This window comes from Parapedobacter sp. ISTM3, from assembly GCF_016533505.1.
Lineage (GTDB): Bacteria > Bacteroidota > Bacteroidia > Sphingobacteriales > Sphingobacteriaceae > Parapedobacter > Parapedobacter luteus.
The window spans coordinates 1-16,177 of sequence record NZ_JAENGN010000003.1 but is presented as its reverse complement, the minus strand read 5'-3'; the positions used below and the strand labels follow the sequence as shown (position 1 = coordinate 16,177).

The 16,177-nt window shown below is 48.8% G+C and carries 13 protein-coding genes; 4 read left to right on the top strand and 9 right to left on the bottom strand.

What is annotated here, in order from left to right; genetic code table 11:
* Window positions 1-412: 412 nt before the first annotated feature.
* The 3 genes from JHJ32_RS04990 to JHJ32_RS04980 all read left to right on the top strand — a co-directional run bounded on the left by JHJ32_RS04990 (window position 413) and on the right by JHJ32_RS04980 (window position 3,143).
* Complete coding sequence (locus JHJ32_RS04990; protein WP_200120209.1) at window positions 413-1,009, top strand: YceI family protein; 597 nt, start codon at window positions 413-415, stop codon at window positions 1,007-1,009.
* 43 nt (window positions 1,010-1,052) lie between these two features.
* Complete coding sequence (locus JHJ32_RS04985) at window positions 1,053-2,435, top strand: hypothetical protein (RefSeq protein ID WP_200120208.1); 1,383 nt, start codon at window positions 1,053-1,055, stop codon at window positions 2,433-2,435.
* Window positions 2,436-2,501: 66 nt separating this feature from the next.
* Complete coding sequence (locus JHJ32_RS04980; protein WP_200120207.1) at window positions 2,502-3,143, top strand: YceI family protein; 642 nt, start codon at window positions 2,502-2,504, stop codon at window positions 3,141-3,143.
* On the opposite strand, the gene JHJ32_RS04975 is transcribed toward JHJ32_RS04980, so the two are convergent.
* The 7 genes from JHJ32_RS04975 to JHJ32_RS23110 form a co-directional block, all read right to left on the bottom strand.
* Window positions 3,144-4,931, bottom strand: coding sequence for an acyl-CoA dehydrogenase family protein (locus tag JHJ32_RS04975; protein ID WP_200120206.1), 1,788 nt, complete (start codon window positions 4,929-4,931; stop codon window positions 3,144-3,146). It abuts the gene before it with no gap.
* A gap of 107 nt (window positions 4,932-5,038) precedes the next feature.
* Complete coding sequence (locus tag JHJ32_RS04970) at window positions 5,039-6,214, bottom strand: acetyl-CoA C-acyltransferase (protein ID WP_079716342.1); 1,176 nt, start codon at window positions 6,212-6,214, stop codon at window positions 5,039-5,041.
* 2 nt (window positions 6,215-6,216) lie between these two features.
* Window positions 6,217-8,640, bottom strand: coding sequence for a 3-hydroxyacyl-CoA dehydrogenase/enoyl-CoA hydratase family protein (locus JHJ32_RS04965; RefSeq protein WP_233632490.1), 2,424 nt, complete (start codon window positions 8,638-8,640; stop codon window positions 6,217-6,219).
* Window positions 8,641-8,646: 6 nt separating this feature from the next.
* Window positions 8,647-9,081: a MarR family winged helix-turn-helix transcriptional regulator gene (locus tag JHJ32_RS04960; protein ID WP_079716344.1), complete on the bottom strand. Its 435-nt coding sequence runs from the start codon at window positions 9,079-9,081 to the stop codon at window positions 8,647-8,649.
* A gap of 315 nt (window positions 9,082-9,396) precedes the next feature.
* On the bottom strand, window positions 9,397-9,942 hold the full coding sequence (locus JHJ32_RS04955; protein ID WP_200120205.1) for a DUF420 domain-containing protein: 546 nt from the start codon (window positions 9,940-9,942) through the stop codon (window positions 9,397-9,399).
* Between the two features lie 164 nt (window positions 9,943-10,106).
* A complete protein-coding gene (locus JHJ32_RS04950; RefSeq protein ID WP_200120204.1) occupies window positions 10,107-10,802 on the bottom strand; it encodes a response regulator transcription factor in 696 nt (231 codons plus the stop codon).
* A gap of 10 nt (window positions 10,803-10,812) precedes the next feature.
* A complete protein-coding gene (locus JHJ32_RS23110; RefSeq protein ID WP_200120203.1) occupies window positions 10,813-12,204 on the bottom strand; it encodes a HAMP domain-containing sensor histidine kinase in 1,392 nt (463 codons plus the stop codon).
* 202 nt (window positions 12,205-12,406) lie between these two features.
* Here JHJ32_RS23110 and JHJ32_RS04940 point away from each other — a divergent pair, with 202 nt between their 5' ends.
* Complete coding sequence (locus tag JHJ32_RS04940) at window positions 12,407-14,764, top strand: outer membrane beta-barrel protein (RefSeq protein WP_200120202.1); 2,358 nt, start codon at window positions 12,407-12,409, stop codon at window positions 14,762-14,764.
* Between the two features lie 485 nt (window positions 14,765-15,249).
* Here JHJ32_RS04940 and JHJ32_RS04935 read toward each other — a convergent pair whose 3' ends face one another.
* Window positions 15,250-15,624, bottom strand: a complete 375-nt coding sequence (locus JHJ32_RS04935; RefSeq protein WP_200120201.1) for a hypothetical protein — start codon at window positions 15,622-15,624, stop codon at window positions 15,250-15,252.
* A gap of 144 nt (window positions 15,625-15,768) precedes the next feature.
* The gene (locus JHJ32_RS04930; RefSeq protein ID WP_079716546.1) at window positions 15,769-16,044 is read right to left on the bottom strand and encodes a YtxH domain-containing protein; all 276 of its coding nucleotides are present in this window, start codon (window positions 16,042-16,044) and stop codon (window positions 15,769-15,771) included.
* Window positions 16,045-16,177 lie beyond the last annotated feature (133 nt).

Genomic DNA, 16,177 nt, shown 5'->3' with positions numbered 1-16,177 from the left:
TTCGATATTCTTCCAAAAGACGCCGTTCGTCAAGCACAATGTAAAATCTATCCTTAGGTAATACGTTATCAGCCTACCTTGTATCAAACATACAAATTCTTACGGGTTTGGGAAAGCTCAAGATCCTTTTTCCGCCAAAGCCATAAGATAGATGCTTGCAATCCCCGTTTTCCATAATGACACGTCCACCCAAATGTGATCAATGTCACCAATCGATGTGGCAGAAAGACGACGACCCGCGTCGATAGGCAAAAAAACGCATTCACTCCCCCTGGAATCAACCGGAAAAACTTAACGAAGATTACTTTTTTGGCTGTTTAAGGCCACGTAGCAGGCCAAAGCTTTGCCATAGTTTTGTGATGTAATCAAGAGGATTACCCAAGTAAACGAAGTGCAAAATAAAATAACGACCATGAAAAGAACAATAAATCTGGCATCCTTAAGAGCTACCGCGCTGATGATCGCTGTCGCTTCTTTCAGCCAAGCGAAGGCACAGACAACGTACCAGTCAAGTGCTACACAAACGACAATAAAAGGAACATCCACCCTGCATGACTGGAATATGACATCCGCCAAAGGGCAAACCAAAGCGACATTCACGATCGAAGGCGACCAGGTCAGTGGAATTACCGCACTGACCTTTACCCTACCCGCCGAATCGCTAAAAAGCGATAAAAGTGGGTTAGACAAAAATGCTTATAAGGCTTTGGCTACCGACAAGCATGCAACCATAAGCTTCTCGATGACGTCCGGTACACTAACCCCGACAGGCAAAAACACCTTTCAGGTAAGGGCTACCGGCAACCTCACCATCGCCGGCACCACAAGACCGACAACCATCACGGCAACCGGGCAATACAGTCCTACGGATAAAAGCATCACCGTAAAGGGAGCAACCGCGTTTAAAATGACCGGATACAACGTAAAACCGCCGACGGTCATGATGGGGACTATTAAAACGGGTGATGAAATTTCCGTTGACTACAGTTTAAAACTGACCCCCCAATAAATTGAACAACAAGTCTTTTACTTTCTTTTTTAATACAACAATCATGAAAACGACATTTACCACCCTCGCGACCATAGCTGCATTTATGGTCTCGACCATCCCCGCAACCACATTTGCGCAAACAAGCGAGGATGACAACGATCCAATCATTTCATACGGAAAGCCCGACTTCTTTAGAAGCTATGACAAAAAGGGCATTAACGTCTTTGAGACCACAAAGGATGACGTCAACAAACCCTATACCGGCCGCCGGATTAATATCGGCGCTGGTTTCACCATGCAGTTTCAATCCATCGAACATGAAAATCCCGGCGCACTGAACAACCACAGTCAGCTGGCCAACCATCTATTTCCCCTAAAACCCGGCTTCATGACGTCCCAAGCCAACTTGTACTTCGATGTGCAATTGCTGGAGGGGATCACGATGAACCTGACAAACTACCTATCTTCCCGCCACCATAATGAATTTTGGGTCAAAGGCGGATACCTGCAAATCGATAAATTCCCTTTTGAGGGTCAGTTTTGGGATGAGTTGAGTAAAATCATAACCATCAAAGCGGGCCACATGGAAATCAACTATGGCGATGCACACTTCAGGAGGCCTGATGGTGGCCAGACATTTTATAGCCCCTTCATGGAAGGCAACATCATGGATGCCTTTGCTACCGAAATCGGCGCTGAGGTATACCTGAAGAAAGATGGATGGCTGGGAATGATAGGGATAAGCAACGGGATGATCAAGGGACATGTAGACTCCGCCGCCGCCAACGCAGATGGCACTGATAAGCGGGCTCCCTCGATCTACCTAAAAGGCGGATATGACAAACAAGTAACCGAAGATGTACGGCTTCGTCTGACCGGTAGCTGGTATCACAACAGCGGCACCAATGGCAGCGGGCTCACCCTGTATAGCGGTGACCGTACGGGTTCCAATTACCAGAATGTGATGGAACAAGGGTACACCGCGGACGGTACACTCAAGGGGTATACGGCGATGTACTCATCAGGGCGTTTTAACCCTAATTTCAACGGCAAAATAGACGCCGTGATGATCAACGGATTTGCCAAGGTGCAGGGATTCGAATTCTTCGGCACGTATGAATATGCCACCGGATATGCGAAAAACCAAACCGAAAACCGGGTGGCCACACAGTACGCCATAGAAGGACTGTACCGCTTCGGCAAAAATGAAAACCTATACGGTGGCTTACGCTATAACGTAGTCAACGCCGAAATGCCCTACGGTACCATCATCGAGGATGTAAAAATCGACCGCTTTGCCGTGGCCGGGGGCTGGTTTATCAGCCGCAATATTTTGGTGAAAGCCGAGTATGTAACCCAAAGCTACAAGGACTTCCCGAATACCGACTTCCGCCACAACGGTAAATTCAACGGGGTTGTGCTGGAGGCGGCAATCAGCTTCTAACACGTGCAGGAGCAGTCCAGAAAACCTCCCTGCTGAGGTTTTCTGGATTTATTCGAAACACACCATATGATGGAAGCAACAAATTACATCCGACGACACGCTATCTTGCCACTTATCGGCATGTTATGTACGTTTGTTTCTTTCAAGTACGCTAATCCGCAATATGCTACACACGCTAGCGGCGAACTGCACTGGACCGTGCTGCCCAGCAGCTTCATCACCATCAACGGCAGTTCCAATATCAACACATTCGGATGCGAAGCTTCCGGCACCTTCAAAGCGGACCGCCTCCAAGGCAGCGTTTCAAAAGATGGTAAACGCGTGAACATGAAGGGCGCCATCACCATCGCCATCAACCAGTTTGACTGTCATAACCGGATGCTGAATGCCGATCTCCGGAAGACCTTGAAAGCAGACGAACATCCACAGATGACCATCCGGTTTGTGTCGCTGGAGCGGATGCCCTTGTGCGATGGCGGGGAAGACTTTATATCCGGCAGTGTTGTTATTGAACTTGCCGGGCAGCGTAAACCTCTCAATCTCAGGTACGCGTTTTCAAAGACGAACACCGGCTATAAGCTTGAAGGCAGCCGCACATTCTCGTTCGCTGATTTCAATCTTACCCCCCCGAAAAAGGTCGGAGGGCTGGTCAAAGTGAAAGACCAGTTTGACGTGGCGTTTACCCTACTCCTCGATAACTGCAAGTGATCAAAAACACCACCCATTTGCGTCAATCAATTGTTTTGCCACCCGTTGCCGCGCGTCCTTGGCATTATAAGGCTCGGCTTTAGTGAAGCGCTTCAGGCCCATCAGCATCATCTTCAGTTCATCGCCCTCAGCAAAAGCGTTGAGCGCATCCTTGCCTGCGAGGAATACCTTGTCGATGGTCGCATGCAAATATATTCGCGCCATATCCAACTGGCCGAGTACCGCTTCCTCACCTTTCTGGTTCACCAGTTTTTCAGCTCGCAGTAGTGCAGATTCAGCCAGGTAAATCGATCCGATGATGTCAGCAATATTCATCAATATCTCCTGTTCTTTCTGTAGCGTCATCATCAGCTTCTGTACGGCGGCGCCAGCCACCAGCAACCCTGTTTTTTTTAGGTTAGCAAGGATTCTTTTCTCATACGCAAAAGATGTTTCAGCTTCCGTCAAATCGGGGATCGCCAAGAGCTCGGCAGCTACGGCCTGAGCGGGCCCCAGGAGGTCGAGCTCGCCCTTAAGCGCACGCTTGAGCAGCATGTCTACAATAAGGAGGCGGTTTACCTCATTGGTTCCTTCAAAAATGCGGTTGATGCGTGAGTCGCGATACGCGCGCTCCATGGGAGCATCCGCAGAATACCCCATGCCACCATAGATTTGCACACCTTCATCCACCACATAATCCAGCATCTCTGACCCCCAAACTTTCAAAATGGCACATTCAACGGCAAATTGTTCGGTAGCTTTCAGTTTCGCCCCTACACCATCCATACCGTCAGCAATCAAGGCTTCATAGGCCTCATCGATATGTTGCCCTGCGCGATAGGCCGCGCTTTCTACGGCAAAATTACGTGCGGCCATCTCGGCCAGCTTATGGCGAATTGCACCGAACTTGGAAATCGGCAAGCCAAATTGCACACGTTCATTGGCATAGTTAATGGCTTGATTAATGACGCGGCGCGAAGAGCCGATGGTTGCAGCTCCAAGTTTGATACGCCCTACATTGAGGATATTTACTGCTATCTTGAATCCATTCCCGCGTTCCGACAGCATGTTCTCTACCGGCACAGGGCAATCGTTGAAAAACACCTGCCGGGTGGAAGATCCCTTGATACCCAATTTGTGTTCCTCAGGATTCATGGTGATGCCACCGAATCCCCGTTCGACGATGAAGGCTGTGTGGTTTTTGTCTTCGTCGATTTTGGCAAAAACAATGAATACATCCGCAAAGCCTCCGTTGGTGATCCACATCTTTTGCCCATTGAGCAGGTAATGCGTTCCTTCGGCATTGAGTGTGGCACGGGTACGGCCGGAATTAGCGTCGGAGCCCGCATTCGGCTCGGTCAGGCAATAGGCCGCTTTCCATTGACCTGTCGCTAATCGGGGAATATATTTTTCTTTTTGCACAGCATCGCCGTAATACAGGATGGGCAGCGTGCCGATACCGGTATGCGCAGAGAAGGCCACAGCAAAGGAGTGGCCCGCGCCGATGACATCAGCGACAAGCATAGACGTATTGAAATTTTTGCCAAACCCACCGTATTGTTCAGGAACGGACACGCCTAACAAGCCCAACTCGCCTGCTTTGTCAAGCAGGTTTTGCATCAATCCTTCTTCTTGTGCATCGATGCGATCAAGATTCGGAAAAATCGCTGTTTCAAGAAAATCCTGACAGGTTTGCCGAATCATGATTTGTTCTTCGTCGAAGTCTTCGGGTATAAAAATATCCGTTGCCGGTGTTTCTTTGATGATGAACTCACCGCCTTTGATGGTTGTTTCGTTTTTCGTTTCCATGTTTTTATTGATTAAGGGTGATTTTATTGATTAAGGATGAAAAAATTAAGGAGCAAGGACGGGGCTGGCTTCAATCTCAAATCCTTGCTCCTTATTCCCTAAGCCCCTCAAAACACCTCAAAAATCCCTGCTGCACCCTGTCCTGTACCCACACACATCGTCACCATGCCATATCGTTGGTTCCGCCGCTTCAACTCATGGAACAACTGTACCGACAATTTCGCTCCGGTGCATCCCAGCGGGTGGCCTAAAGCAATCGCTCCACCATTGACGTTGAGGGTATCCGTGTTGATGCCAAGCTCCCTGATGACAGCCAGCGATTGGGAGGCAAAAGCTTCGTTCAATTCGATAAGATTGATATCGTCTAATGCCATCCCCGCCATTTTAAGCGCTTTCGGGATCGCAACGATAGGGCCGATACCCATCATGCGGGGTGGCACACCGGCCACGCCATAGCTGACCAGCCGGGCAATGGGCTGCGCGCCCAATTCCTTCAGTTTCCGCTCGGATACGACCAGCACAAATGCCGCACCGTCTGATGTCTGGGAAGAATTGCCCGCGGTAACGCTGCCCCCCATCGCAAAAACCGGCTTCAGCTTAGCCAGCGCTTCGGTACTGGTATCCGCCCGGGGACCTTCGTCGGTGTCTACGACATATTGCCGGCTGCTTATTTTGCTTCCATCGTCAAGATAGCGCTCCACAACAGTAATCGGCACTACGCCTTCCTTGAGCCTGCCATCCTTGATGGCTGCCAACGCTTTTTGATGTGATTGGAAGGCAAATATATCCTGATCCTCACGACTCACTTGATATGCTTTTGCCACGGCCTCAGCGGTAAGCCCCATATTCCAATACCAATCGGGGTGATGCTTAGCCACCTCCGGGTTGGGCACCAGCTTCCAGCCACCCATAGGCATTCCCGACATCACCTCTACGCCACCCGCAATGATAGCGTCGGCCATACCTGTCCTGATTTTAGCGACAGCCGTAGCGATCGTCTCTAAACCAGAAGCGCAGTAGCGATTGATCGTCATACCGGGTACTTTGTCGGTATCCAGGCCCATTAATGAGATTAACCTGCCGATATTAAGGCCTTGTTCTGCTTCCGGCGTTGCGTTGCCTACGATGACGTCGTCTATCTGTTCTTTATCCAGGTTGGGTACCGAAGCCACCAGATGCTTAATCACATCGGCAGCGAGGTCATCCGCCCGCGTAAAGCGGAACACACCACGTGGCGCTTTACCCACCGCCGTACGAAACCCTGCTATGATGTATGCCTCCATATCTAATTTCTTAATGGTTTACCTTTGGTTAACATATGTTGGATCCGCTCCAACGTTTTCTTCTCGCCGCACAATGACAGAAATGCTTCGCGCTCCAAATCCAACAAATATTGCTCGGATACTTCGGTAGGTGACGACAAGTCACCGCCACACAGCACCCATCCTAATTTTTCAGAAATCTTTTGGTCGTGTTCAGAAATGTAATTTCCCGATCGCATCGAATTGGCCCCTACATAAACGATGCCCAACCCCTGTTTGCCCAGCACTTTAATGTCCGTACGTGGTACAGGCTGTGTATAACCTGCCTCAGCCAGTTCAATGGCTTTGGCCTTGGCATCAGCGAGCAGCCTGCTTCTGTTCATACTGATGGCATATTGGCCGGCCCGTAAGTATCCAAGTTCGGCTGCCTCTGCCGCCGAGGTCGATACCTTGGCCTGCCCAATCGTGAGGAAGCGCTCACGCAGTACGTTCTGCTCAATCTGCCCATCTTTAAACTCGTCAGACGCTCGAAGTGCGAACTCCTTGGATCCGCCCCCACCAGGAATGACGCCCACACCGAACTCTACGAGGCCCATGTACGTTTCGGCATGGAGCTGTACAAAATCGGCATGCATGGAAAATTCGCACCCCCCGCCCAGCGTGAGCGCAAATGGTGCGGCGACTACCGGAATGGCCGAATAGCGCAAGCGCATGGACGTATCCTGAAAAGTTTTCACGGCAAGATTGAGTTCGTCATAATCCTGCTCCACCGCCATCATGAAAATCATACCGATATTGGCGCCCGCAGAAAAGTTGGAACCATCGTTGCCGATGACCAGGCCCCGGAAATCCTTTTCGGCCAACGCTATGGCCTTATGCAATCCTTGGATAACATCCCCGCCTATCGTATTCATCTTGGTATGAAACTCTGCATTGAGGATACCATCGCCCAGATCGACAATGGTCAGCCCACTGTTCTTCCATACCGTCTTTTGCCCGCGGAGATCGTCCAAGATCAGGAAAACCTCTGTACCGGGGATAGGCTTGTACGACTTGCTTTGGATGTCATAGTAATGCCTTATCCCCTGTTCAGTCTTATAAAACGATTCATGCCCAGCCGCCAGCATCTCATGAACCCACGTAGCCACTTCGCCGCTTTGGCCCGGTATCCGTTTTTCTTCGGCCTTGATTTTTTCAAGCGTTTCTTTCACGCCAAGCGCGTCCCATACCTCAAACGGACCGAGCTCCCACCCGAAACCAGCACGCATCGCATCGTCTATGCGGAAAAATTGGTCTGTAATTTCCGGCACACGCCGTGATACGTATTCAAACAGCGGGTAATGCATAGCACGGAAAAGCATACCTGCATTATCCGTCCCCTGCTCATATACTTTCATGCGTTTGCGGATGTCGTCTACCGGCTTGGTCGTTTCCAATGTGGCAGACTTTACCTTCTCCTGCCGGCGATACTCCAACGTCTTCAGGTCCAGCGCCAATATCTCGCTGTTTCCTTTGTCGTCCTTAATTTTTTTATAAAAACCCTGGCCGCTTTTTTCACCCAGCCATCGGTTTTCCACCATTTGCCGGATATAAGCTGGCAACTGGAATACTCCGCGGGCCTCATCGTCTTTTGCATTCTCAGCCAGTCCATTGGCTACGTTCACCAGCGTATCCAACCCGACAACGTCAGCCGTACGAAACGTCGCAGATTTGGGATGCCCCATCGCCGGGCCGGTGAATTTATCTATTTCCTCAACAGTGAGACCGAGCTGATCAACCAAGTGCGTAAGGGCCAGCATGGAATACACACCGATACGGTTACCGATGAATGCGGGCGTATCTTTACAAAGCACGGTCGTTTTACCAAGGAATTTGTCGCCGTAATGCATGAGGAACTCCACAATCTCCGGTTTGGTATCCATTGTGGGAATGATTTCAAGCAGACGCAGGTAACGCGGCGGATTGAAGAAATGCGTGCCACAGAAGTGGGCTTTGAAATCGTCATTTCGCCCTTCAGCCATCAGGTGGATAGGGATACCTGAAGTGTTAGAAGTAACAAGTGTGCCGGGCCTGCGGTACTGCTCGACCCTATCAAAGACCTGCTTTTTAATATCCAGCCGCTCCACAACCACCTCAATAATCCAGTCTGCCGTATCAATTGCAGCCATATCATCATCAAAATTTCCGGTGGTAATCCGTTTGATAAGGTGTTTGCTAAACACGGGCGACGGGTTGCCTTTTATAGCCGCTTCGAGCGATTGATTGACAATGCGGTTGCGTACCGTTTTACTTTCCAACGTCCGCCCCTTTGCCTCTTCAACGGGAAGCAGTTCACGGGGCACGATGTCAAGAAGTAATACTTCTACACCGATGTTGGCAAAGTGGCAGGCGATGCGCGAGCCCATTACGCCCGAACCCAGTACCGCTACTTTTTTGATGCGTCTCATGATTATCTATTCTTCTGGTTTGTATTGTGCTGCCAATTGATTGATGCGTTTCAACAAATGGACGGCAGCCGTTCGTTCTTCCTGAGACAGGTGCTCATCCAGGTATGCATTGAATTTCCGCACCACGTCCTTAGCTTGTTCTCTTTTTGCTTTCCCCAGTTCCGTTAAAAAAACCTTTACCGAGCGCTTGTCGGCACGGTTGGTCTCTCGGTATATCAACCCCATGGCCTCCAAATTGTTGAGGATACGTGATAAACTTGTCGTCTTCACGCCCAAGAGGTAAGCAATTTGCGACACCGGCGTCCCCTCTTTATGTATATTGATTAGCACGTAACCCGTCGCCTGGGTAATCCCGAAACGGGCCGCAATCTGGTTGTATTTATTGGCTGCGGATTGCCATGCTGCCTTTAAATAGTAATCAATGGTATTATCATCATTCATGTTGGCCAGCAATCAAATTATTATGCATGCATAGCAAATTTATAGGATAATAAGTTCAGATGCAAATTTTTTGTGGGAAAACTGCATTCTTCGATAAGCAGTGTTTTTAGGTAACTTTCGGGTGTGAAGGCAATCGAAGATGGTGATACCTGGCGCGAGCCTGTTATATTACCGTGGGCTGAGCCAATTCAATTTGACCTGTCGGGCAACGCAGATAATTGCGGTTATGCAACCACCGTGACTTAGCGGCCACTTATGGTAAGCACGCTGTATGTATTTATCCGGCTGATAAGCCTTGCTTAGCAATGATTATTCTTAATAATAGGGAGCTATCATAAAATAAACCACCACCCCCGTGAGACTCACGTAAAGCCAAATAGGCATCGTCCATCTGGCGATTCTGCGATGGGTCGTTACCTCCATATTCAATCCGCGACCGATAGAAATCAAAGCTAATGGAACAATAAGGGCCGCAAGTACAATATGCGTAATTAAAACAAAGAAATAAATGTAACGGATGATTCCCTCGCCCCCATATTGCGCCGACGGGGTCGAGAAATGATATACCAGATAAGTAACCAAAAATATGGAGGTAAATCCAAAGGCCAAAAACACAAGGTTCCTGTGAAGTGTAATCTTCTTGTTTTTTATAGCCAACAGGGAAAGTAGTAATGCAATGAACGTCAAACTGTTCAAAACTGCATTTACTTTCGGCAAATAACTGAAATCATAATGTCGAAGCTTCTCCATGTTTGGCAGGAAAAAAGCTAATGCAATGAGGCTGTTTATACCTATTGTTAGCCCCCATACCCAAGGCCTGTAATTCAACTTGTCGTCAATTTTGTAGTCTATGTTTTTCATATTTTGCTTGATGTCTGACGTTCTACCCCCATTTCAGTTGTAAAGGGTTGTGAATGCGCCAGGGTTATGGCTGCGCAATTGAATATGTGCACAAAAATAAGAATATTCATTAACAACCCGATCGACAAGATTGTGTTAAAATGCATCCTGATTGTTCATTACCCTTAATTATTCCGGTTCTTGACAAATCGGAAGCCGACGCCTCGGACACTTTCTATCTGGATGCGTTTATCGTGCGAAAGGTATTTCCGCAAGCGCGTCATGAAAACGTCCATGCTCCTTCCCGAAAAAAAATCATTTTCTTTCCATATCCGCTGCAGGATTTCGTCCCTTCGGATGACCCGCCCCTCGTTCTGGCATAAATATGCCAGCAGCTTAGCCTCTTTCTCGGTGAGCAGGCTTTGCTTTCCTTTGTAGGTAAGGCTAAGGTTTTCCAGATCAAAGAGATAGTCACCAATCCTGACCTGGCGGTCTTCCTTATTTATGCCGGTCGGGTTCAGTGTACGGGCAAGAAGATTCCTGACGCGAAGCACAAGCTCATCCGGGTCAAACGGTTTCCGGATATAGTCGTCTGCCCCAAGCATCAATCCTTTAATGACATCTTCTTTCTGGTTTTTCGCCGTTACAAACACAAAAGGTATTTTCGTCTCTGTCTGTCTTAACTTTTCCACAAATGTAAAACCGTCTTCATACGGCATCATGATGTCAACAACCAGCACATCATAACGGTCCCGCCGCAGGCGTTCCCTTGCTTCAATGCCGTTAGAAGCGACATCGGCCAGAAAGCCTTCATCATGGAGATACCCCTGTAACTGCATACTGATATCGTCATCGTCTTCTATAATCAATATTCTGTTCATACGCTAAAAATCATAGTTCCAAAACACCGTACCGTGCCTGCCTGATCCGCAGTTTAAGCGTAAAACAACTACCTTCACCCACTTTACTCGACACGCTCAAATCCGCCCCGAGCTCCGTTGCGGCCTGTTTACAAAAATACAGTCCCAATCCAAGACCTTTTACCTCGTGCCTGTTTTCCTTCGGAACACGGTAAAATTTATCAAAGGCATGACTCACATGTTCACGTTCCATACCCTCGCCCTGATCGACGACCTGGATGTAATAAAAATTGCCCTCCGGGTATCCCCTTACCGTAATAACCTTTCCCTTTTCGCTGTATTTGGCAGCGTTCTCTGTCAGGTTATTAAGGATGGTTTCCAGTCGCTGCATGTCCGTATTCAGCATAACGCCATGCCCCATGATATCACGTACCACCCTGTGGCTCTCTATAAATAGATTATCCAGATAGTTATGGAGTTCCATGACGATGTCGACATCCTTCATCACCGGGTCGGTCCGGTCTGTCATGGAACTTTCCAACACTTGGTCAATGATACCGTTTATACGGTTATGTTGCCGTTCAAGCGTTTGCAGTAACCTACCGAAATCTTCGCTCCCATGCTTTTTTTCCAGTCGCTTGGTAATGATCTTCAATGAAGACAGCGGCGTCTTTAACTCATGGGTAATATTGTTTGTAAAATCCGTCTTTATATCGGCAATCTTCTTTTGCCGGATGGCTGTGCTCATCATCTGATAGAAAAGCACAATCATAGCGCCCATAATGAGTAATGCCAATCCAAAGACCAAGCCCATTCTGCCAAGGACAACGCCTTCCCAACCGGATATATCAAGATACTGCCCCGTGGAAACGGCCACCTCGAAATCCAGCAGTCGGCCCTCCCCCACAATCTGGCCTGTTTCACGCTGCCTGCCCTGGCTGATCTGAAAGGAGCCGTTGTCTTCCGCATCCGTTCCCAGCATGACGATCGGAGCATCAACACGTCGCAGTAGTGTGTCCACTGTACCATCCGCATAGAGAATGATTTCGTCAAAACGGACCTGAAAGGCAACATCTCTGAGCAATGAACGGTATTGCATGATACTGTCCAGCACGCTATTATAGATAGACAGATAGCTAAGACGTTGCCCTCTGAAACGCTCCAGCGAGGCTTCCCGATCCAAGCTGTCGCGCAACACGAGGGCCAGGTGTTCCTTAAGCGCGGGCAGGCAGCTGTCAATGTGCTTTTTTACTTCCGGCGTGGAAAGCACACTGTTCATTTCATTCCTTACATCACGGAAATACTCATTGCGGGTAAGGCGATAAGTGTTGCCGATGAGGTAATACTGGATGCCTCCCACCGCGAGGATCATCAGCACACAGCCGATCAGTAACACCCTGGTCTTTTTCTTGAAATCCTTCACTATATGCCAAATATAATAAAAGGAGAAAGCAAGGCCTAAACCATTAACCGTTCATTAACGACTCATTAACCGGGCTTTAACCCGTCTTTAACCGCACATTAACTGGCGTTACGGTGCCTATTCCTTTATTTTGAGTGTGGCTCAATGGACTCTTCATCTGTTTGCAGCCGCCAAGCAAAAGCTTAACCTTTAATTATTCAACATGATTGCGAGACTACTTTTACTTAACTATCTACTCTTACCATTTACCTCCATAGCCCAGCAGGCAACGCTGAAGGGTAAAGTCCTTGACCAAAACGGCGATGCTGTGGAGTTCGCTGAAATCAAGCTTTTGAACGATACCACCATCATGGCCCATACCCTTACCGAAAAAGACGGTAGCTTCGCGCTTACGGCAGCCGGCGGCGAACTCGTCCTGCGTATCGCCTTCCTCGGCAGGGAATTGTATGCCGTAACCGTTGACCTCGACGAAATCAGGGATATCGGCACGATAACCGTGGACAACACCAATGTGCTCGAAACCGTCACGGTGGAAAGAAGCCGCCCCGTCATTGAGCACGACTTTGATAAGTTACTGTTTCATGTGGACCGCAGTCCGCTGGCCGATGCCATGAACGGCCTGGAAGTGCTTGCGCGGACGCCCCGGCTACAGGTGAACAGTGCCGGCGAACTGCGACTGCTGAATCAGGCACCGTTGGTCATGGTCAACGGTCGTAGGCTCAATCTCTCCGGCCAGGATCTGACCAACTACTTCCGGAGCCTGGACCCTAAACGCATCGCACGCATCGAGGTGCAGAGTGTGGGATCCGCCGATACGGACGCAGCAAATAGCGGTGGCGTCGTGAACATCGTACTAAAAGGCGTCCCGCAGGGATTTACTTCGACGGTGTCGGGTTCCTATACCTACCGAAGGGAAGACGTCATGTCCGGATGGGGCGGGATTTCGGCAAATTACGGATCAGGCAAATGGAATGTATATGGTAAGGCTGACTACCGCGACGACAACGACTACGGGGATTTCAGGACAGAACAGGTGTTTCCGGATCTCTCGACCACAAACCGCAGCACAGGATTTTTCGACGGCTACCGCAAAAACCTCACACTGCAAGGCGGGTTGGTATACTACCCTTCGGACAAGCACGAGCTTGCTCTTGAGGCCTATTACAACGACATGGATGGACTGTACGCCACCAGCAACGAGCTTTCCACGCACACTCCCGGGCTGTCCTCCATAAGTAACAACACACCTTTGGAAGATTTCGGGACAGACCTGTGGTATACGGCATTCAATTACCTTTACCGAAAAGATAGCCTGGGCAGTGTTATCCGGTTTATTGCCGAGACTGGCGCCAATAACGGAAATAACCTGAATACGTCCAATACCGTGTACACATTCGGAGAAGAAATGCAGGATAACAGTTTCCGGTTCCACGCCCTTCCCGCTACCAACTATTATACCCTCCAGGGCGATTGGTCGCAACGCTATCAGGGAAACTGGCAGTTTACCACAGGCTTTAAATTCGGTTCGGTAGGCCGGGACAACCTGTTGACCACGGCCCGGCTGGACAACGGTGCATGGATGCCTACGCCCGAAGGGCAGGAGGATTTCGGTAACAGGGAGAATATCCTCGCTGGCTATTTCACCTACTCCGCGAAATACGGCAGGGCCCACTCAGTACGTGCGGGGATGCGTGTGGAGAACACATACCTACGCGGCGAAAACCGCATGACAGGAGAGGAAATCCGCCAGCACTATACCGATTTTTTCCCAAGTCTGTTTTATGGGTACACACTGAAAGACAAATCGGTGCTCTCAGCCACCTATTCCAGACGCATACAACGGCCGTCGTTCCGCGACCTTAACCCATTCGTACGGAAAGACAATGATTTCTCGTACATCATGGGCAACCCCTACCTGCGGCCACAATACACGCAGCGGTTTGAACTTGCTTACAAGAAAGGTAATCATTCGCTTTCCGTATATGCAAACCGTACCACCGATGTCATGGCCGGAATTTACCAGTCCGAAGGAAATGTCACCTATTACCGGACAGTTAACTTCGGGAAGGAGCTGATGACCGGTGCAGAACACAGCCTCTACGGTGATCTCCGCAAATGGCTGTACATGAATATGTCCAACGGCATATACCGGAATGCGTTCGATTATCCGGATATGGACCATGTAGCCTCCCGCTTTACCTTTTACAACAACACGTACCTGCGGTTTACCTTGCCGAAGAAATGGTACATTGACGTTAACAGTAGCTATAACTCGGGCTTTCAGAACTACGTTACTGAAGCTGCCTATATCTATTACCTGGACCTGTCCGTCCAAAAAAATCTATTTGCGGACAAAGGGATGCTGAAGCTGGCGATGAACGACGTATTCGACACACTCAGGGACAAAAGCTTCTCCACCTACCGCCTTTTCACCCACGATTTCTACCAGAAACGCATTACCCGGTCGTTTACGCTCATGTTTACCTATACGTTCAGCAATAACATAAAAACAAGAAACAAAGCGGTCACTACCGATGCCGAAAGGCGCGGAAGGCTATGACCGGTCAGGATTACAGGAGATCGCCAAAAATCCTTCAAAGGTATAGGGGTGTATTTGTTCGGCAGGACATTTGGACGGCCATTTGCCCAAAAACAGTTTTTCGGCTAACTTTGGTTTAGGAACAATCGTCGGCCGCGGCAATGAAACCGCATCAAAGATACATAGCGGATACCCCGATAATTTGCGGTCGAATGATAAATCTGTCATGTATGTTGTTTAGGTTGTGTTTAATCCTGCTGGGTGTTTTTTGTTGCATTGCATGATCCCCTAAAAAGAAACGGTAAATTGGTTGAACAATCCGTCCACAAGATGGATTTCGAATCTCGCGAAATAAAAAGACTGGACAAAGAAGTTCGCCGTAACAGACTAAGAACCTTTATGAAAAATTCCGCTGATTAACAAGACTTTGACTTCCGCGGTATCCTTGTTCTTTAATCGTTACATCCAGCCTATGGGCTCCATTGCAGTCCTTTGAATAATCGTACTCAATCCATTTCATCAGCCTTCCTTTGTGCCAACCGTCTAATGGAAAGGTTTGTCAATAGGTTTTTAATACGATCTCGAAAGCAAACCCCAAGGCCCAACAGGACCAAATACAAACCGGCTACCGCAAGGAAGCCAAAAGAAACGCGTCCGAATAGTTCACCTATGTAGTATCCCAAGGCCAAGCTGAGAAAGAACAGCACGAACACGCTTAAAACCACTTTTGTCACATCGATGGTCACACGGGCGATTAACCCTGCCGCGCGCTCAACAGCCTTGAGCCGAAATATCCTTAAACGGGTATCCCGGTAATCCGCAAGTTTTCGAAATATGCCTTTCAGTGGAAATTTGCTTTCTGTAGCTTGTTCTTTCTGCATGTGCTTGGCTAATGGATTTGGCCTATGGCCAAAAAATAACAAATAAACTTTCATCGCCAGGCTATGCAGCCTGTACGACAATCGATATATGTTTCTGGGAAGCCCTCTTTGCCGGACTGGGAACGTCCGTGGGCCGTCAGCTCATTATACGGAAGCAGGTTCGTCCGCGTCTTGTTCTACGCGTTTTGCGGCCTTGCTGAGCTTGGTTTTCAACGCTGCCAGCGCTTTTTCCTTGAACTCACGCAGGTGTTCGGTTTGCTCGGCGGAGCTTTCTTTGAGTGCCTTGGTGAGCTTCTTTACCGAAGTATTTAATTCATCACGGGTTTCCGATCCCTTTTTTGGTGCCAATAAAAGCCCTGCGGCTGCCCCGGCAACCAGTCCGGCCAGCAGGGCTGTTACGATTTTTGTGTTGTCGTTCATACTCATCATGTATGTATTTAATAGTTTAACAATTAAGCCGAACAGCATTGATAATTTATCGCTGGTTTTACCCCAACATTCGACGCTGTTGCTGCTATTTTGGCTCAAAATACAAAAAAAAACGGGGAAGAGG